An 18307-nucleotide genomic window follows, 5' to 3' on the forward strand; every position below is an offset into this window, starting at 1 on the left:
AACCGGAGTTTTTTGACGCGGACTAGAGGGCGGACGGGGCGTCGGGGGATTCAATCCAGCGCAGGAGCCTGGCGGCCGCCGGGCGGGCGGCCCATTCCTCGACCCATGCGGAGCGGACCACTGCCTTGGAGACGGCCTGGGCGCTGATGCCCAGCTCCGCCGCGACGTGCTTTTGCTGTCCGCGCACCCCCGGGGTGAGCAAATCGAGCACTGCCCATTCGGCGGCGCTGCGGGTGCTGACAATTTGCCCGAGCAGGCGCAGCACCGCCTCGGCCTCCGCGGCGACGGCGGCGTCCGGACCGATGACGCTCAGCGGTATGCGTTCCCCGGTGTGCTCGGAGCGCTCGACGGCGGTGTGGGCGTAGCCCAGTGCGGTGCCCTGGAGGTATTGCGCCTCGCGCGGGACCGGCTCGTACAGGCTTCCGACGCCGAGGCCGACCAGCCAATGGTGGCTGCGCAGTGCGCGGAGCGTCGCGTCGACGGCGTCCTCGGCGCGCTCGGGGACGCCGATGAGCAGGGACGGCCCGGAGCGCTGGAACGGGGCCAGCGCGGAAATTCCGGACAGCGAGCGAAGCATTTCGTCGCCGAGGTCGCCGTCGCCGCGCCGATCACGTTGTTTGAGGGTTACGAGGTACACATTCCCAATTATGCAGCGAAACGCCGCTTTCGTCCGGCTAAACGGCGAAGCGGAGTGCCGCTGCCGGTGGGCCGCCGGAGGCCAGACGCAGCCTACGGGGCGGTAGAGCGGACTTCCTCGGTGCTTCTTTCTGGCCGGAGTTCGACGATGCAGAATCGCAGGAACAATTGGGTGACCGGTCCGATGGCCACGGCGTACAGGACGGTGCCGAATCCGACGATGCCGCCCAGGAACCAGCCGATGACCAGCACGATGACCTCGACGCCGGTGCGAGCCATGCGCAGGCTGACGCCGGTGCGTGCATGCAGCCCCGTCATCAGTCCGTCGCGCGGACCCGGGCCCAGCTGGCTGCCGATGTAGAGCCCGCCGCCGAGTCCGTTCACCAGCAGGGCCCCGACGAAGAGGGCCAGTTGGGCGGGCAGGCCGTGGGCCTCGGGAATGAGCGCCAATCCGATGTCGGCCGAAACGCCTAGCCAGAGGACATTGGCGATGGTGCCAAGTCCGGGCATCTGGCGCAGGGGGATCCACAGCAGCAGCACAATGAACCCGAAGAGGATCACCACGGTGCCCAGGCTGAGGCCGGTGTGCAGGGTGACGCCGTAGTGGAGCACGTCCCACGGGGCCAGGCCGAGGCCCGAACGGACAAAACCCGCCATGGCCAGGCCAAAGAGTGTCAGGCCCACGAAGAGCTGGATCAGGCGCAGGGGAAGTCGCCCGGCGCGCAATTGCGCGAGTGGTGTCAGGCGGGCCAATTCGGGGGAGCGGAACTTTGTCATGGATCAATCATCCCGGTAAGTGGCCTTCAAAAAAAGTGCCAATTGGTGCACACTGGACTCATGCCAGTCATCCAGCGCCATCTTCCCGCCCGACGCCTGCGCGGGATGCTGGGCGAGCGGGCCGGGGAACAACCCGCCTACACCTGGCTTTCGGAGGGAATCCGGCACCTCGTGGCCAACGGCCGGGTGCTTCACGGGACCATGTTGCCCAGCGAACGCGAATTGGTGGCCGAGCTCGGAATGAGCCGCACCACCGTCACGCGCGCCTACCAGGAGCTTCGCGAACGCGGCTTTGCCGAGGCCAGGCAGGGCTCGGGGACCAGGATCCGGATTCCCGGCGGGGAGATCGGCGGCGGGTTCGAGCCGCTGGCCGTGGGAGTCCAGGAAACACTCCCGCCCGGGGGAATCGACCTCACCTGCGGTGCTCCCACGGCCCCGCTGGGACTGGCCAGCTACTACGAACGCGCCCTTGACCAGCTGCCCGGCTACATTGGCGGGATGGGCTACTACCCGATGGGGCTGCCCGTGCTGCGCGAGGCAATAGCCGCGGACTACGCCCGGCGCGGCCTGCCCACCGGACCCGAACAGATCATCGTCACCGCCGGCGCGCTGTCGGGGGTGGCCACCGCGGCCCGGGCGGTGCTTGCACGCGGTGCCCGGGTGCTGGCCGAAAGCCCCAGTTACCCCAACTCGGTGACCTCGCTGCGGCAGCACGGCGCCCGCATGACGGCACTGCCCATCGGGCCCGAGGGCAGCGACGTCCCGGGCATCGAGGCGGCACTGGCCCGCGGCGGCATCGGGGCCATGCTGTGCCTGCCCGATTTTCACAACCCCACCGGAACGTTGCTGGACAACGAGGGACGCGAGCGCTGGGCGCGGGCATTGGCACGCAACGGCGTGCAGGGGATCGTTGACGAGACGAACGCCGAGCTGTGGCTGGACGAGCGGCCGCCGGTGTTTCCCATGGCGAAGTTCGGCGAGAACCTGATCACCGTGGGCAGCGCCAGCAAGACGTATTGGGGAGGGCTTCGGCTCGGCTGGATCAGGGCGCCGCGGGCATTGGTTGGGGCCATCAACCAGGTGCGGGCCACCGTTGACCTCGGCGCACCGGTGCTCGAGCAGCTGGTGCTGAACCTGCTCATCACCGAACGCGCGGGCCTGGACGGGCAGACGCGTGCCGGACTCCGCAAAAGCCGCGACTGGCTACACGGCGCCCTCGAGGCGGAACTGCCCGAATGGAAGATCCGAAAGCCCGGCGGGGGCATGTCGTTGTGGTGCAATCTTCCTGCGCCCCGGTCCATGGCCGTGGTGGCGCGGGCCCGGAAGGCCGGCCTGGTGCTGAGCCCCGGTTCCACCTTCGCCGTGGATGACCACGGCCTGGACCACTGGTTGCGCGTGCCCTACGCCCTTGACGGTGAACATCTGGGCCAGGCCCTGCCGCTGCTGGTTGCGGCCTGGAAGGCTGTCGCCTGATTCCCGCCCACGGCAAAACCCCGCCCCGCGGCATTAAACGGCGACGGGGCCCGAACAACGCGTCAACGCGATGAATCGGACCCCGTCCCCGGGATGCGGCAATGCCGGCGAAAAACCTAGGCCTGGGCCTTGTAGCGCTCGATCGAGCGCTCCAGCTCGGCCTCGGCCTCGGCGCGCCCCATCCAGCCCTCGGCCTTGACCCACTTGCCCGGCTCCAGGTCCTTGTAGCGCAGGAAGAAGTGCTCGATTTCCTTGATGAGCCACCCGTCGAGGTCCTCGAATTCCTGGATGTGGTCAAAGCGCTTGTCGGCCGGAACGCAGACGAGCTTGGCATCTCCGCCGCCGTCGTCGGTCATGTTGAACACGGCGATCGGGCGGGACTCCACCACGACGCCCGGGAACAGGTCAACGCCCGGGATGAAGACCAGGGCGTCCAACGGGTCGCCGTCTTCGCCCAGGGTGTCATCGAAGAAGCCGTAGTGCGTCGGGTACTGCATGGACGTGAACAACACGCGGTCCAGACGCAGGCGGTGGGTCTCGTGGTCGATCTCGTACTTCACGCGCGATCCGGCAGGGATCTCGATGGTGACGTCGTGGCTCATGAAAAGTCTCCTCGACTCTCGCGACCAGCGGCACTCACGGATGCGGGCGCGTCCGATTGCCGTCTAGTCTTAGGTAGCTGCGCTTAAGGGTATATGGCGCACGCTGACTACGACGATTTCGGGGATGTTGAATGAAGCATGCGAGCCAAATCCGGCGCCTGGGCATCACGGCGGTGGTCCTGGGCTTGCTGATGGGCCTGGTGGCGTTCTTCCTCATTCCCGTGGCGGCTTCGGGGTTCGCAGCCAAGGAGGCCGTCGAGGAGCCGGTTCCCCCGGTGCTCGCCCCCGCCGCTGCCACGGCGCTGCCTCCGCTTGATCCCGCGGCTCCGGCACCGGTTGCCGCCGTGCTGGCAGCGAAGCTGGATCCGATCCTGTCCGCCGCCCCCGCCGATGCCTCCGTCAGCGCCGGCGTCATCGACGTGGCAAGCGGGGAGACACTGTATTCGCATGCCGGCGACCAGCCGGGCATCCCGGCCTCGAGCCTGAAGGTGTTCACCGCCATTGCCGCCATGCAGGTGATCGGCGAAGACCATCGCTTCACCACCAGGGCGGTGCTCGCGGACCCGAACACCGTGGTGCTGGTGGGTGGCGGAGACGTGCTGCTGGGCGCCGGCACGGGTGCGGAATCAGCCAGCGGCCGGGCCGGGCTCGAGACGCTCGCACGTCGTGCCGCAAAGTCGCTGGTGGCGGCCCGCGCCGCCGGGGAAACCGCCGACGCGGTGTCAGTCCAGCTGGACGACTCGCTCTTTGCCGGCCCGGCGCTGAACCCCGACTGGGACGCGTCGCTTGTCACCACCAACAACATCGCGCCCCTTTCCCCCGTCGCCCTGTACGGGGCCCGCGCCAACGCCAATCCGAAGGCCGAACGGGTGGGGGACCCGGGCATGTATGCGGCGACGACATTCGCCAAGGCGCTGCGCACCGCCGTGGGCTCGGCGGCCGGCGGCCCGCAGGTCGCCACCGAGGTCACGCGCTCCGCCCCCGGTGTGCAGGGCACCGAGCTGGGTGCAGTCACCTCCGCCACGCTGGGCGAACAGGTCAGGTTCATGCTGGAGGTCTCGGACAACTACGTGGCCGAGGCGCTCGGCCGCCTCGTCGCGGTGAAGCTGGGCCAGCCGGGGGACTACGCCCACGGAGCCGCCGCGGTGAAGCAGGCGCTCGCCGACCTGGGCATCGACACCACGGGGATGGCACTGACGGACACCTCCGGGCTGGCCAACACCAACCGCGTGAGCCCTTTGGCCCTGGCGGGGGCGCTGGCATACGCGGCAACCTCGGAACACGCCTCGCTGCGCAACCTCGGCTACGGCCTGCCGGTTGCAGGAGCCACCGGAACCCTGTCCACCCGGCTCGGCGCAGTCGACACGCGCGGGATGGTGCGCGCCAAGACCGGATCGCTCATGGAGGTCTCCAGCCTCAGCGGCCTCACCGTGACCCGGGACGGACGGGCACTGGCCTTCTCGATCTTCGTGAACACCCGTGACCGTGCCATCGGGCCACAGCGGCAGCTGCTCGATGCCGCCGCGGCGGCACTCACCCGCTGCGGGTGCAGCTAGGTGCGGATTCCCGCGCCGCGCCGCGGCCGGGGATTTTTTGCCCAGCGCGCAATCCCGCCGCACTGGCGAAAAGCGTGATGGGATGGAAGGCATGGACACCACCGACTTCCGGCTGATCAATTGGGACCTCGCCGCCACCACCGCGGCCAAGCTGGCCGGCGCCGGCCCCGGCCTCACCGGCCCCGAAATTGCCGCGGTGGTCGCCGACCTGCGCGCCAAGGCCGAGGCATCGGTCGAGCACGTGCACCGCATCACCGGGTTGGCGGCGGCCGCGGACCTGCGCGATTCGCAAGTGCTCATTGTCGACCGGCCCGGCTGGGCCAAGGCGAACACCCAAAGCTTCGAGGCGATGCTGGGCCCGGCCATGGAGAACCTGGCCAAGACCCGCGGCGAGAAGATCAGCGAAGCCACCCAGCTGCTTTCCTCCACGGCCACCGGCGTGGAGATGGGCGCCATCCTGGCCTTCATGTCCTCCAAGGTGCTGGGCCAGTACGACCCCTTCGCGGGCCTGCTGCGCGCGGACCTTCCGGCCGGGGGCCGGCTGATGCTGGTGGCGCCGAACATCGTGGCCATCGAGCGGGAACTGAAGGTCGACACCGACGACTTCCGGCTCTGGGTCACTTTGCACGAGCAAACCCACCGGGTGCAATTCGCCGCCGCCCCGTGGCTGCGCGAGCACCTGCAGTCCAAGATCGCCGAGCTGCTGGCCTCGCTGCTGGCCGAGCCCGAGGCGCTGGGCGAGCGCCTGCGCGCCGCCGCGTCGGAGGTCATCCGCGGCAAGAAGGACCTGGAGACGGCAGGCGCCGACCTCGGGGAGGCAGGAGGACCAACCGGGGAGACCGGGCTGCTGGCCTCGCTGCGCACCGGCGAGCAAAAGGCGATCCTCTCGCACATCACCGCGGTGATGTCCCTGCTGGAGGGGCACGCCAACGTGGTGATGGACGCCGTGGACTCCTCGATCGTGCCCTCGGTGCGCACCATCCGCCAGCGCTTCGGCGCCCGCGGCAAGGACCGCGGCATGGTGGAGAAGTGGCTGCGCAAGCTGCTGGGACTGGACGCGAAGATGCGCCAATATGCCGACGGGCAGCGCTTCGTCTCCAAGGCGGTGAAGCTCATGGGCATGGAGGGCTTCAACCGGGTCTGGGAGGGCCCGGAAAACCTTCCCACCGAGCACGAGCTGCACCACCCGGAGCAATGGGTGGCGCGCATGGGCGGGAACCCGGCCGGGCCGCAGGCACCGGCAAACGACTAGGCACGCACCCCACCGGGGGAGAGGGGCAGGGATGGGCGGGAAGCTGCCGCGCGCGCTGGCCGAGGCCCGCAACTCGATCCGCGCCATGGTGCCGCCGGGCGGCAAGGTGCTGGTGGCCTGCAGCGGCGGGGCCGACTCGCTGGCGCTGGCCGCTGCCGCGGCATTCCTGCACCGCAAGATGGAGATCGACGCCGGGGCAGTCATCATCGACCACCGGATGCAGCCGGGCAGCACCGAGGTGGCCCACCGGGCGGCCGCCCAATGCCGGGAGCTTGGCCTCGGAGAGGTGCTGGTGCTCCAGGTCAACGTGGACGGAGGCAGCGAACAGGCGGCCCGCACCGCGCGCTACGCCGCCTTCGGGGAGGCCCTGCGGCAAACCGGCGCAGACCACGTGCTGCTCGGGCACACCCTGGACGACCAGGCCGAACAGGTGCTGCTGGGGCTGGCCCGCGGTTCCGGGACGCTCTCGCTTGCCGGGATGCCGGCCGCGCGCGGGCCCTACCTGCGCCCGCTGCTGGCCCTGGGACGGGCGGATGTCGAACTGATCTGCCGCCACGAGGGGCTTGAGTACTGGAACGACCCGAGCAACACCGACCCGCGCTACCTGCGCAACCGGGTACGCCACGAACTGATGCCGGTGCTGCTTGGCGTGCTGGGGGACCACGTGCCCGCCGCGCTGGCCCGGACCGCCGCGCTGGCCCGTGCCGACGCCGAATACCTCGACGGGTTGGCCGCGGGAGCGCTCAGCGAGGCGACCCTGGCCGCGCCGGCTGCCGCTGGCGCGGCAGACGCCGGGGCCGCGGCCACGGTGTGCGACCTCGACCTGGCCCGCCTGCGCGCCATGCCCGAGCCGCTGCGCTCGCGCGCCCTGCGCCTTGCCGTGGTGAAAGCGGGGGCGCCGGCACCCGACTTCGAGCGCCTGGCCGCCCTTGACGCCCTGGTGCTCGGCTCCAGGTCCGCCGGCCCGGTCCAGCTCGAGGGCCCGGTGTTTGCCACCCGGATCGCCGGAACACGGCTGCCGGCGGGTGCGATCCCGGTCCTGCGGCTTGACGCCACGGCCCTGCGGCGCGGCAGAGGGTGAGAATTGCCTCACAATCCCGGGCCGCCAGCCGCAAGGCCGCGGCAACACCGGGGTGCCGCGCTCCCCACCGCAAGCCAGACTGTGGCACTCTAGTTCGTGGGTAGAAAACCCCCTTCGACCGGTATATCGCCGACCCCAGAACCAGGAGCCCTCGTGGATTCGAAAGATGTCAGCGCCGATTTGGCGCATGTCCTCTACACCAAGGAAGAAATCCAGGCCAAGATCAATGAGCTTGCCGCACGGATCGACGCCGACTACGTAGGCCGGGACATCCTGGTTGTCGGCGTGCTCAAGGGCGCCGTGATGGTCATGGCCGACCTGGTCCGCGCCCTGCACTCCCACGTGACCATGGACTGGATGGCGGTCTCCTCCTACGGCTCGGGCACCCAGTCCTCCGGCGTCGTGCGGATCCTCAAGGACCTCGACACCGACCTTCTGGGCAAGGACGTGCTGATTGTCGAGGACATCATCGACTCCGGCCTGACCCTGTCCTGGCTGCTGGCGAACCTGCACTCCCGCGGCCCGGCCTCGGTGGAAATCTGCACCCTGCTGCGCAAGCCGGAGGCAGCCAAGGTGGAGATCGACGTGAAGTACGTCGGCATGGAAATCCCCAACGAATTCGTGGTCGGCTACGGCCTGGACTTCGACGAGAAGTACCGCAACCTGGACTTCATCGGCACCCTGGCGCCGCACGTCTACCAGTAGCGCGCGGCACCCGCCGCCCCCGCGCCCTGCGGGGTGTGCATGGCCGTTTCCGGTTCCCCGGGGGCGGCCATTGGTGTTCTTACGCCCAAAGGGGAACTTACCGTGAAGCCCATCCGTGGGTACACATGAGGGCGTTTACTTAATTAACTTGTAGCAAGATGCCGGCGTCGCCCAGGCGCCCGGGCCGCCAAGGGCCTGAAAGCAGGAGGGATGGGGCGGGACCCCCAATCAATGAACGCGAAAAAGATCTTTAACAGCTGGATCGTCTGGGTGCTTCTGGGCGCCGCGGTGCTGCTGATTTTCCTGCCGACGCTTTTGGGCGGCAATTCCGGGCGCATCGACACCTCCGTTGGCATGCAATTGCTCAAGGACGACAAGGTCACCGAGGCGAAGATCTTCGACGGCGAGCAGCGCGTGGACCTGACGCTGAAGGAACCGCTGAACCTCGACGGCGAGGACAAGGGCAAGAACGTCTCGTTCTTCTACTCCCAGCCGCGCGGAACCCAGGTGGTGGACGCCGTCAACGAGGCCAGCCTCTCCGGCTACACCGACCAGCCGGTGCAGAGCAACTGGTTCACCTCCATGCTCGGCTTCATGATCCCGATGATCCTGATCGTGGGCCTGTTCTGGTTCATCCTCTCCCGCTCCCAGGGCGGCGGATCCAAGGTCATGCAGTTCGGCAAGTCCAAGGCGAAGCTGATCACCAAGGACATGCCCCAGGTGACCTTCGTCGACGTCGCGGGCGCCGAGGAAGCCGTGGAGGAGCTCCATGAAATCAAGGAGTTCCTGCGCGAACCGGGCAAGTTCCAGGCGGTCGGCGCCAAGATCCCCAAGGGCGTGCTGCTCTACGGCCCTCCGGGCACCGGCAAGACGCTGCTGGCCAAGGCCGTCGCCGGCGAGGCCGGCGTCCCGTTCTACTCGATCTCCGGCTCGGACTTCGTGGAGATGTTCGTCGGCGTCGGCGCCTCGCGTGTCCGCGACCTCTTCGAGCAGGCCAAGACCAACTCCCCGGCCATCATCTTCGTCGACGAGATCGACGCCGTGGGTCGCCACCGCGGCGCCGGCATCGGCGGGGGCAACGACGAGCGCGAGCAGACCCTCAACCAGCTGCTGGTCGAGATGGACGGCTTCGACGCGACCACCAACGTCATCCTGATCGCCGCGACCAACCGCGCCGACGTCCTTGACCCGGCGCTGCTGCGCCCGGGCCGCTTCGACCGCCAGATCCCCGTCGAGGCCCCCGACATGATCGGCCGCGAGCAGATCCTCAAGGTCCACGCGCAGGGCAAGCCGATGGCCACCAACGTGGATTTGAAGGCCGTGGCCAAGAAGACCCCCGGGTACACCGGCGCCGACTTGGCCAACGTGCTCAACGAGGCGGCGCTGCTGACCGCGCGCTCCAACGCCCAGCTGATCGACGACCGCGCCCTGGACGAGGCCATCGACCGCGTCATGGCCGGCCCGCAGAAGCGCAGCCGCCTGATGAAGGAACACGAGCGCAAGATCACCGCGTACCACGAGGGCGGCCACGCCCTGGTCGCCGCGGCAATGCGCCAGACCGCGCCGGTCACCAAGGTCACCATCCTGCCGCGCGGCCGCGCCCTGGGCTACACCATGGTGGTGCCCGACGACGACAAGTACTCGGTGACCCGCAATGAGCTGCTCGACCAGATGGCCTACGCCATGGGCGGGCGCGTGGCCGAGGAAATCGTCTTCCACGACCCCTCCACCGGAGCCTCCAACGACATCGAGAAGGCCACCGCCACCGCGCGCAAGATGGTCACCGACTACGGCATGTCCGAGCGCGTGGGCGCCGTGAAGCTGGGCTCTTCCTCGGGCGACGCCATGTACGGGCAGTCCGGCAGCCGCGACTACTCCGAGACCATGGCCAACGTGGTCGACGAAGAGGTCCGCGCGCTGATCGACACCGCACACGACGAGGCCTACGCGGCGCTGACCGAGAACCGCCACGTGCTTGACCGCCTGGCCCTGGCGCTGCTCGAGCACGAGACGCTGAACCAGAAGGAGATCGAGGAAATCTTCCACGACCTCACCAAGCGCCCCGAGCGCGACGTCTGGCTGAGCAAGGACACCCGCCCCGTGCATGCCGCCGGACCGGTCCTTTCCGCGAAGGAAATCGCCGCCGATGCCGCCGCCTCCACGTCCGGCGACGTCACCGGCGAGTAACCGATCGCACACACAGGCTAGGATCTGAAGGGTGAACGAGATCGATCAGTTTGAAGATGACAACGTCCAGGACCTCGGCGGCGTGGACCTGCTCCGCATCGAAAACGCGGTGCGCGAGATCCTCCACGCCATCGGCGAGGACCCTGACCGCGACGGGCTGGTGGAGACGCCCAAGCGCGTGGCCAAGGCCTATGCGGAGTTCTTTGCCGGGCTCCACCAGGACCCGGCCGACCACCTGGGAACGACGTTCGACATCGAACACGACGAACTGGTCCTGGTCAAGGACATCCCGTTCTACTCGACCTGCGAACACCACCTGGTGCCGTTCCACGGCACCGCCCACGTCGGCTACATCCCCGGACCAGAGGGGAAGGTCACGGGCCTGAGCAAGCTGGCCCGCCTGGTGGAGGTCTTTGCACGCCGCCCGCAGGTCCAGGAGCGCCTGACCACCCAGATCGTCGAGGCGCTCATGGAGCACCTGAGCCCTCGCGGCGCCATCGTCGTGGTCGAATGCGAACACATGTGCATGTCCATGCGGGGCGTCCGCAAGCCGGGCGCCAAGACCGTCACCAGCGCCGTGCGTGGCCAGCTCCGTGAGCCGGCCACCCGCGCAGAGGCCATGAGCCTCATCCTCGGAAAGTAGGTAAACCCCATGTCACTTGGAGCAATCCCCGGAACCGGCCCGGCCACCAGCCCGCTGCCTGTCATCAAGAAAATCACGGCCCGCACCCTGGCCGACCTGCCCGTCGACCGCACCCTGGTCATGGGCATCCTGAACATCACCGAGGATTCCTTTTCGGACGGCGGGAAGTACACCAACGCCGACGATGCCATCTCCCACGGGCTGCGCATGTACTACGGCGGTGCGGACATCATCGACGTCGGCGGCGAATCCACCCGCCCCGGGGCCGACCCGGTCGACCCCGCCGAGGAGCAGAAGCGCATCCTGCCGGTCATCAAGGCGCTGGCCAAGGCCGGGGCGATCATCTCGGTCGACACCATGCACACCTCCACCGCCCGGGCCGCCCTGGAGGCCGGCGCCCACATCATCAACGACGTCTCCGGGCTGACCCACGAGCCGGACATGCCCGCGCTGATGGCCGAGACCGGCGCGCCCTACGTGCTGATGCACCGCCGCGGGGACGCCGCCTCGATGGTCACCGAGGCCAGCTACACCGACGTGGTCACCGAGGTCCTGGCGGAGCTGACGGAGCTGCGCGAGCGGTTCATTGCCGCCGGGGTCAAGCCCGAGGCCCTGATCCTGGACCCGGGACTCGGCTTCGCCAAGGACCACGAGCACAACTGGGAACTGCTCAACGCGCTTGACCGCTTCACCGCACTGGGCCACCGCGTGCTGGTGGGAACCAGCCGCAAGCGCTTCCTCGGCGCCCTGCTGACGGTCGACGGCAAGCCCGCCGCCCCGGCCCAGCGCGACGCCGCAACCGCGGCGACCAGCGCGCTGGCCGCCGCCAACGGCGCCTGGGGTGTGCGCGTGCACGACGTGCCCTCTTCCCTTGACGCCATCAAGGTCGCCCGCGCCTGGTCCGCGGCCCGCGTTCCGGCACTCTAGGACTCGGGGACCGGGGGCAGCATGCGCAGCGACACCATCACCCTTTCGGGCATCACCGCGATCGGGCACCACGGGGTCTTCGAGCACGAGAAGCGCGACGGGCAGCCCTTCACGCTCGACGTGGTGCTGCACACCGACATCCGGAAGGCCGCGGCCAGCGACGACGTCGCCGACACCGCCCACTATGGCGAGCTCGGTGAGCTGGTGGTGGCCCAGATCCAGGACGGGCCCTGGGACCTGATCGAGACGCTGGCGGAGAAGACCGCCGCGGCGATCCTCGCGTCCTTCGGCACCGTCTCGGCGGTGGAGGTCATCGTGCACAAGCCCAAGGCCCCGATCACCGTGACGTTTACCGACGTCACCATCCATATTTATCGCGAACGGGAGTGAGCCCCATGGTTTCCTGCATCCTTGCCCTGGGCTCGAACCTGGGCGAACGTGCCGGAACGCTCCAGGCCGCCGTTGCACGGCTGGCCGCCACCGGGGGCATCGAGGTGCTGAAGGTCTCCGACACCGCGGTGACCAAGCCCGTGGGCGGGCCGGCCGGGCAACCCGACTTCCTGAACCTGGTGGTGCGCATCGACACCGACCTGGCCCCGCGTGAACTGCTCTTGGCCTGCCAGGAGATCGAGGCCGCGCACCACCGCACCCGCGAGGTGCGCTGGGGGCCGCGCACCCTGGACATCGACGTGATCACCTACGGGGATGAAACCAGCGAAGACCCGGTGCTGACGTTGCCGCACCCGCGGGCGGCGACACGCGGGTTCGTGCTGCTGCCGTGGTCCTGGATGGAACCGGACGCCCTGCTTTCAGGGAAGCCGGTGGCCTCCCTGGCCGCCGCCGCGGCCGACACCCCGGACATCGTCCGCGCCGAAGCGGGGGCCTAGGGCCATGAACTCGCTGCGGCCCCTGTGGGTCTTCACGGTGCTGGTGATAGGCGTCGTGGGCGGCTACGCCCTGCAGATCTTTGCCACGACCCGTGGCTACCCGGTGCCCGTGCTGCACTGGACCTCCCTGGTGACCATGGGGGCCGCCTGCCTGCTCACCCTGGTCATGGGCATCCGGATCAAGGCCTACACGAGCGGACGAACCAAGAAGCGCGTGAACCCCATTGCCGCGGCCCGGACCCTGGTGCTGGCCCAGGCCAGCGTGTACGCCGGATCCACGATCGCCGGGTGGCACGGCGGGATCCTGCTGGGCCTGCTCGCCGCCGGCGGAATGGGCAGCGCGGCGGTGAAATCATCCTTGGTGATGATCGGCGGTGCCCTGGTGATGGTTATCGTGGGATGGGTTGTGGAACAGTTCTGCAAGCTGCCCCCGGAAGATCCCTCAGACCCGGCGGCCAAGACCGAGGGCAAGGACGAGGAAGGCTATGCCGCAGGAACCAATTGACCCGGCCGGTATCCACTGGACCCGGGTGTCCCCGAGCTACGCGAAGGTCCGCATGGCGGGTTGGGCCGTTGGCGCCCTGGTGACACTGGTGGTGCTGTGCGTGCCGCTGGTGCTGAACCGGTTCGGGGTGTGGAGCGGATTCCCGCTCTGGCTGGCCATCGCCGCCCCCGCCGTCGTGCTGGCGATCGAAATCGTGCGCCTGCTGTTGATCCCGCGGCAGGTCGCCGCGATCGGCTACGCCGAACGCGAGGACGACCTGCTGGTGCGCCAGGGCCTGATGTTCCAACGGGTTCTGGTGGTTCCCTATGGCCGGATGCAATTCGTCGACGTGGCAGTGGGCCCGATCGACCGGATGCTGGGGCTGTGCAAGGTCAAGCTGCACACCGCCGCCGCCGACGCCACCGCGGAGATCCCCGGCCTGCCCCTGGCCGAGGGCACGCGCCTGCGCGAGCAGCTGGCGGCCCGCGGCGAATCGCGTTTGGCCGGGCTGTGAACCCCGAAGCGGCCCCGGGGCACGGCGGGTCCGAGGCACCGTGGCACCGGGTCCACCCGGTCTCCCCCCTGGTGCGCGGCTGGCTCGCGGTGGTCGCCATCGCCTTCGTCTACGGGCAAAACACGCTGTCCTCGCTCTTCGGCGAGGAAGAGCCAAATCCCGGGCCGGACTTCGTCTCCGGCGCCCCGCTGCTGGTGTCGCTGCTCATCGGCGGCGGCATCCTGCTGCTGATCCTGCTGGGTTTCTTCGGCACCTGGTGGTTCACCAAGTACCAGATCACCGACCGCCACGTGAACGTGAATTCCGGCATGGTCTTCCGTCAGCAGCGCCAGGCACGCATCGACCGGGTGCAGTCGATCGACATTGTCCAGCCGCTGGTCGCCCGCATCTTCGGGCTCGCCGAGCTGCGCTTCGACGTCGCCGACTCGGGCTCCGCCGCGATGAACCTGGCCTTCGTGAAGCTGTCCGAGGCCCACGAGCTGCGCAATGCCATCCTGGCCCGCGCCGCCGGGCTGAAGGACAGCTCCGTGCCCCCGGCACCCGTCGTCCCGCCGGCGGCACCGGCCGGCGACGGGGCGGATATGGGGGGCCCGGAAACCGCCCCGGCCGAGGCGGCTCCGGTGGCTTCCGCCGATGCGGCGCCCTACATCTCCCTGGCCGCGAGCGAGCGCGTGGTCGCCAGCGTCCCGCTGGGCCGGCTCGCGGGCTCGATCCTGCTGCGCCCCTCCACGGTGTTCATGGTGCTGGCCATCATCGGGCTCGGAATTGCCATGTCAAACATCGACGGCTTCGCCCCGTTCTACCTGCTGCCGGCGCTGCTCGGCATGGCCGGTGCGCTGTGGAACAACCTCAACACCGGCTACAACTTCAAGGCCGCCACCAGCGCCGACGGGCTGCGCCTGGGCTACGGCCTGCTGGACACCCGCCACCAGACGGTTCCCCCGGGCAGGGTGCAGGCCATCAAGGTCTCCGCCCCCTTCCTCTGGCGGAAGCTGGGCTGGTACAAGGTCTCGGTGAACGTCGCCGGCATCGGGGGCGGGGCCGCCAACGACGCCGAACAACGCAGCGTGCTGCTGCCGGTGGGCACCTTCGAGGACGTTTTGGCTGTGCTTTCGGTCGTGCTGCCGGCCCCCGGGGTCGAGGCGCCGCGCGAGTTCTTTGCCGCCGCCCTCAACGGAAGCGGCACCGACCACGGCTTCGTGGTCTCACCGCCCAGGATCCGGCCGCTCGCGCCGCTGGCCTACCGCAGGCAGGGATACGCGCTGACCGACACCGCACTGGTGGCGCGCAACGGCGCGCTGCACCGCACCGTCGCCATCGTGCCGCACGCGCGCACCCAGGGCCTGTCCCTGCGCCAGGGCCCGGTGGCGCGGCGCCTGGACGTGGTGGACCTCTGGCTGGCCACCATCCCCGGTCCGGTCGTGCCGATAGTGCGCCAGCTCGACATCGGCTCGGGACGGGAATTGTTCCTGGAGCAGGCCGACCGTGCCGCCGCGGCACGAAGGCAAACCGATTCAAACCACTGGCTGGGGGACGCATGAGGAACACGGGCAAGCCGGGACGGCTGGGGGTCGGCGTCATCGGCGCCGGCAAGGTCGGCGCCGTGCTGGGGGCCGCACTGCGCGCCGCCGAGCACCAGGTGGTCGGCGTCCATGCCGTCTCTCAGGCCTCACGGGAACGCGCCGAACTGCTCCTTCCCGACGTGCCGGTGCTGGAGATCCCCGAGATCCTGCGCCGCGCCGAACTTGTCATCCTGGCGGTACCCGACGACGCGCTGGCGGACCTGGTTTCCGGGCTCGCCGCGGCGGGCCACTGGCAGGCCGGCCAGCTTGTCGTGCACACCGCCGGGCGCTACGGCACCGAGGTGCTGGCCCCGGCGATGGCCGCAGGCGCCATCGGGCTGGCCATCCACCCGGCCATGACCTTCACCGGGATGAGCATGGACCTGGAGCGGCTCGGCGACTGCGTCTTCGGGGTGAGCGCCTCGAACATGGTCCTGCCCATCGCCCAGGCGCTCGTGGTGGAGATGGGCGGCGAACCGGTGGTCATCGCCGAGCAGGACCGGGTCAAGTACCACGCGGCCCTGTCGCACGCCTCCAACCACCTGGTCACGGTCGCCGGACAGGCCGCGGGCATCCTGGCGGGCATCGGCGTCGAACGCCCCGAACGGGTGCTCTCCGCACTCATGCGCGCCTCGCTGGAAAATGCGCTGGCCTCCGGCGAGGGCGCACTGACCGGGCCGGTGGCCCGCGGGGACGTGCAAACTGTTGCCGCGCACCGTGCCGCGCTGGCCGGGGAGGACATCGGGGAGGACACCCGCGCGGGCTACCTGGCGATGAGCCGGGCGACGGCGCTGCGTGCCCATGCCCGCGGATTGATCGGCAGGGAAACCCTCGAGGGGATCCTGGCCGTGCTGGGCGCGCCCACGGACTAGGGCCATCGACGGCACCCGCGGATAAACTGGACCGGTGAGCATCCCAGCAGACCCAGCCGACCGCACCCCCCGCATCGTCCGCACCGCGGCCGAGCTTTCGGCGGCCATGGCGCAGGCCATCGAAGCGAACGCACCGGAGCACGGCACCGCCACCCTGGGCCTGGTGCCCACCATGGGCGCCCTGCACTCGGGGCACGAGTCGCTGGTGTCCACCGCCCGGGCAGAGAACGACGTGCTGGTGGTCAGCATCTTCGTCAACGAGTTGCAGTTCAACGATGCGCAGGATTTCGCCAGGTACCCGCGCACGCTCGAGGCCGATGTCGAGATCCTGGCCCGCGCCGGCGCCGACATCGTCTTCGCCCCCGAGGCGACCGAGGTTTACCCCGACGGGCGTCCGCTGGTCAGGCTCGATTCCGGTGAACTGGGAACGAAATTCGAGGGGGCCTCGCGCCCCGGACACTTCGACGGGATGCTCGCGGTGGTGGCCAAGCTGCTTCACTTTGCCATGCCGCCGGCCACGCTCGGGGTCCCGGTCTCCTACCGCGCCTACTTCGGGCAAAAGGATGCGCAGCAGCTGGTGCTCATCAACCGCATGGTGGCGGACCTGAACTACCCGGTCGAGATCCGCTCGGTGCCCATCATCCGCAGCGCCGAGGGCCTGGCGCTTTCCAGCAGGAACCAGTTCCTCACCGGGGAGCAGGCGAAAGCGGCACTGGTGATCCACCGGGCCCTGGTCCTGGTCAAGGAACGGGCCGACCGCCACGAACCGCTGTACCTGGAGGACGCCGCGGGGCTCTTCGACATGGAACCGCTGGTGGAACTCGACTACTTCGAGCTGGTGGATCCGCGCACCCTGAAGGAGCTGGCCTTCAATTGCCAGGACACCCCGTTCACCGGGGAGGGCCTGCTGCTGGTGGCCGCGAAGGTCGGCGAGGTCCGGCTTATCGACAACATGACACTGGGCTACTGAGCCGACGGGCCCGAATCGCTCAGGCGGTTTCCCAGCGCCGGGCGGCCCGCTGGAGCACCGAACGGAATCCGGCAAGGTCCGCAACAATCTCGGCGGCGCCTTGCCCCGCTTTCGACAGCCCCGCTGACTGGCCGGCATAGACCGGGGCCAGGGAAATATCGCCCTTCGCACGGGCGCCGTCGACTTGCTTGGTCAGGGTGTCGTCGGCACCGACGGCTGCCTTGAGTGCATCGATGTCGCCGGCCCAGGTGTCGCTGAAGTCGTTGCGCAGGGCCCTGCCGCCGTAATGGACCGGCCAGTCTATGCGCTGGGCGATGTCGAAGGCGCTCGTGTATACGGTGTCGTCGATGCCGGCCGCCCCAATGGCCTCCTTGATATTTCGGTGGCTCATGGATTCGGTGGCCGCGGCGAAGCGCGTGCCGATCCATGCGGCCGAAGCGCCCGAACCCAGGACGGCGGCTACCCCGGCAGCCGTGGCCAGGCCACCGGCGGCAATGACCGGCTTGCCGGTCCTTTCCAGGGCCAGCTGAAGCAGGGGAAGGGTGGACACCTCATTGCGCCCATGGCCTCCGCCTTCATTGCCGCGGCAGATCACCACGTCGATGTCGTCCTCAAGGGCGCGGGAAAATTCTGCCGCATTGCCGACCTGCATTCCCACCAGGGACCCGGACTCATGTGCCAGGGCGGCGGCGGGGCCGGGTTCGCCAAAGCTGATGCAGACAAACGATGGTCCATGGGCCAGCACATGCTCGAGCGGTTCCAGGTTCTTCGCCAGGACCCATGCCATCAGGCCGGCACCCCAGCCCCGGCCGGAGGACGCGGCCAGTGACGCTTCACTGTCGATCCATTCCTTGGTGGCATTGCCGCCGATACCCAACATGCCAAAGCCACCGGCTGCCGATACGGCGGCGGCCAGCGCGCCGCCGGCCGCCCCGGCCATCGGGGCATTGAAGATGGGCTCCGTGTAGCCGAGTATCTGTTGCAACGAGTTGAGGGGCTGGAGTCTGGCCGATGCGTCTACTGGAAGTTCAGGCATGTTTTCAGTCTATGACCGACCAGGTGGCGTCGTTGTGATGCAGGGCTCAATTGGAGATTCCCCCCGAACGGCCTGAAAAGCCGTCCCAAGAAGGGGTTGTTCCCCGTCTTTGCGGGGTTTGCGGACCCCTGGTGGTGCGGGTG

The 18307-nt window shown here is 69.0% G+C and carries 19 protein-coding genes; 15 read left to right on the top strand and 4 right to left on the bottom strand.

Annotated features, from left to right (window positions below; translation table 11 throughout):
• Nucleotides 1-22: 22 nt before the first annotated feature.
• Both AC6CHY_RS18735 and yczE read right to left on the bottom strand, forming a co-directional pair.
• Nucleotides 23-637, bottom strand: coding sequence for a hypothetical protein (locus AC6CHY_RS18735; protein ID WP_217390821.1), 615 nt, complete (start codon nt 635-637; stop codon nt 23-25).
• A gap of 92 nt (nt 638-729) precedes the next feature.
• Nucleotides 730-1413 carry a membrane protein YczE gene (gene yczE, locus AC6CHY_RS18740; protein WP_498227797.1) on the bottom strand — a complete coding sequence of 228 codons (684 nt, stop codon included), beginning with the start codon at nt 1411-1413 and terminating at the stop codon, nt 730-732.
• A gap of 60 nt (nt 1414-1473) precedes the next feature.
• On the opposite strand from yczE, the gene yczR reads away from it, so the two are divergent.
• Nucleotides 1474-2886: a MocR-like transcription factor YczR gene (gene yczR / locus AC6CHY_RS18745; RefSeq protein WP_217390819.1), complete on the top strand. Its 1413-nt coding sequence runs from the start codon at nt 1474-1476 to the stop codon at nt 2884-2886.
• 116 nt (nt 2887-3002) lie between these two features.
• Here the strand turns inward: yczR and AC6CHY_RS18750 are convergent, their stop codons facing one another.
• Complete coding sequence (locus AC6CHY_RS18750; RefSeq protein ID WP_217390818.1) at nt 3003-3488, bottom strand: inorganic diphosphatase; 486 nt, start codon at nt 3486-3488, stop codon at nt 3003-3005.
• Between the two features lie 131 nt (nt 3489-3619).
• Here AC6CHY_RS18750 and dacB point away from each other — a divergent pair, with 131 nt between their 5' ends.
• From dacB to panC, 14 genes are all read left to right on the top strand, one after another.
• Nucleotides 3620-5044 carry a D-alanyl-D-alanine carboxypeptidase/D-alanyl-D-alanine endopeptidase gene (gene dacB, locus AC6CHY_RS18755; protein WP_498227799.1) on the top strand — a complete coding sequence of 475 codons (1425 nt, stop codon included), beginning with the start codon at nt 3620-3622 and terminating at the stop codon, nt 5042-5044.
• Nucleotides 5045-5135: 91 nt separating this feature from the next.
• A complete protein-coding gene (locus AC6CHY_RS18760) occupies nt 5136-6296 on the top strand; it encodes a zinc-dependent metalloprotease (protein ID WP_498227801.1) in 1161 nt (386 codons plus the stop codon).
• 31 nt (nt 6297-6327) lie between these two features.
• A complete protein-coding gene (gene tilS, locus AC6CHY_RS18765) occupies nt 6328-7377 on the top strand; it encodes a tRNA lysidine(34) synthetase TilS (protein ID WP_498227802.1) in 1050 nt (349 codons plus the stop codon).
• 153 nt (nt 7378-7530) lie between these two features.
• Nucleotides 7531-8082: a hypoxanthine phosphoribosyltransferase gene (gene hpt / locus AC6CHY_RS18770; protein WP_217390814.1), complete on the top strand. Its 552-nt coding sequence runs from the start codon at nt 7531-7533 to the stop codon at nt 8080-8082.
• 231 nt (nt 8083-8313) lie between these two features.
• A complete protein-coding gene (ftsH, locus tag AC6CHY_RS18775; RefSeq protein ID WP_498227804.1) occupies nt 8314-10269 on the top strand; it encodes an ATP-dependent zinc metalloprotease FtsH in 1956 nt (651 codons plus the stop codon).
• A gap of 40 nt (nt 10270-10309) precedes the next feature.
• Entirely contained in the window at nt 10310-10912 is a 603-nt protein-coding gene (folE, locus tag AC6CHY_RS18780) for a GTP cyclohydrolase I FolE (RefSeq protein WP_498227817.1), read from the top strand.
• 9 nt (nt 10913-10921) lie between these two features.
• Nucleotides 10922-11839 carry a dihydropteroate synthase gene (gene folP, locus AC6CHY_RS18785; RefSeq protein WP_217390812.1) on the top strand — a complete coding sequence of 306 codons (918 nt, stop codon included), beginning with the start codon at nt 10922-10924 and terminating at the stop codon, nt 11837-11839.
• Nucleotides 11840-11860: 21 nt separating this feature from the next.
• Nucleotides 11861-12229, top strand: a complete 369-nt coding sequence (gene folB / locus AC6CHY_RS18790; protein WP_498227807.1) for a dihydroneopterin aldolase — start codon at nt 11861-11863, stop codon at nt 12227-12229.
• Between the two features lie 5 nt (nt 12230-12234).
• Nucleotides 12235-12726, top strand: a complete 492-nt coding sequence (folK, locus tag AC6CHY_RS18795) for a 2-amino-4-hydroxy-6-hydroxymethyldihydropteridine diphosphokinase (RefSeq protein ID WP_498227809.1) — start codon at nt 12235-12237, stop codon at nt 12724-12726.
• Between the two features lie 4 nt (nt 12727-12730).
• Complete coding sequence (locus AC6CHY_RS18800) at nt 12731-13231, top strand: DUF3180 domain-containing protein (protein WP_217390809.1); 501 nt, start codon at nt 12731-12733, stop codon at nt 13229-13231.
• Nucleotides 13212-13724: a PH domain-containing protein gene (locus AC6CHY_RS18805; RefSeq protein WP_217390808.1), complete on the top strand. Its 513-nt coding sequence runs from the start codon at nt 13212-13214 to the stop codon at nt 13722-13724. The genes AC6CHY_RS18800 and AC6CHY_RS18805 overlap by 20 nt, the downstream gene beginning before the upstream one ends.
• Nucleotides 13721-15265 carry a PH domain-containing protein gene (locus tag AC6CHY_RS18810; protein ID WP_498227811.1) on the top strand — a complete coding sequence of 515 codons (1545 nt, stop codon included), beginning with the start codon at nt 13721-13723 and terminating at the stop codon, nt 15263-15265. Before AC6CHY_RS18805 ends, AC6CHY_RS18810 begins: the two co-directional genes overlap by 4 nt.
• The gene (locus AC6CHY_RS18815) at nt 15262-16158 is read left to right on the top strand and encodes a Rossmann-like and DUF2520 domain-containing protein (protein ID WP_498227812.1); all 897 of its coding nucleotides are present in this window, start codon (nt 15262-15264) and stop codon (nt 16156-16158) included. The genes AC6CHY_RS18810 and AC6CHY_RS18815 overlap by 4 nt, the downstream gene beginning before the upstream one ends.
• A 34-nt stretch (nt 16159-16192) precedes the next feature.
• A complete protein-coding gene (panC, locus tag AC6CHY_RS18820; protein WP_498227814.1) occupies nt 16193-17128 on the top strand; it encodes a pantoate--beta-alanine ligase in 936 nt (311 codons plus the stop codon).
• 19 nt (nt 17129-17147) lie between these two features.
• Here panC and AC6CHY_RS18825 read toward each other — a convergent pair whose 3' ends face one another.
• The gene (locus tag AC6CHY_RS18825; protein WP_498227816.1) at nt 17148-18164 is read right to left on the bottom strand and encodes an NAD(P)H-dependent flavin oxidoreductase; all 1017 of its coding nucleotides are present in this window, start codon (nt 18162-18164) and stop codon (nt 17148-17150) included.
• Nucleotides 18165-18307 lie beyond the last annotated feature (143 nt).

It is taken from the genome of Paeniglutamicibacter sp. GQ140 (assembly GCF_059759235.1).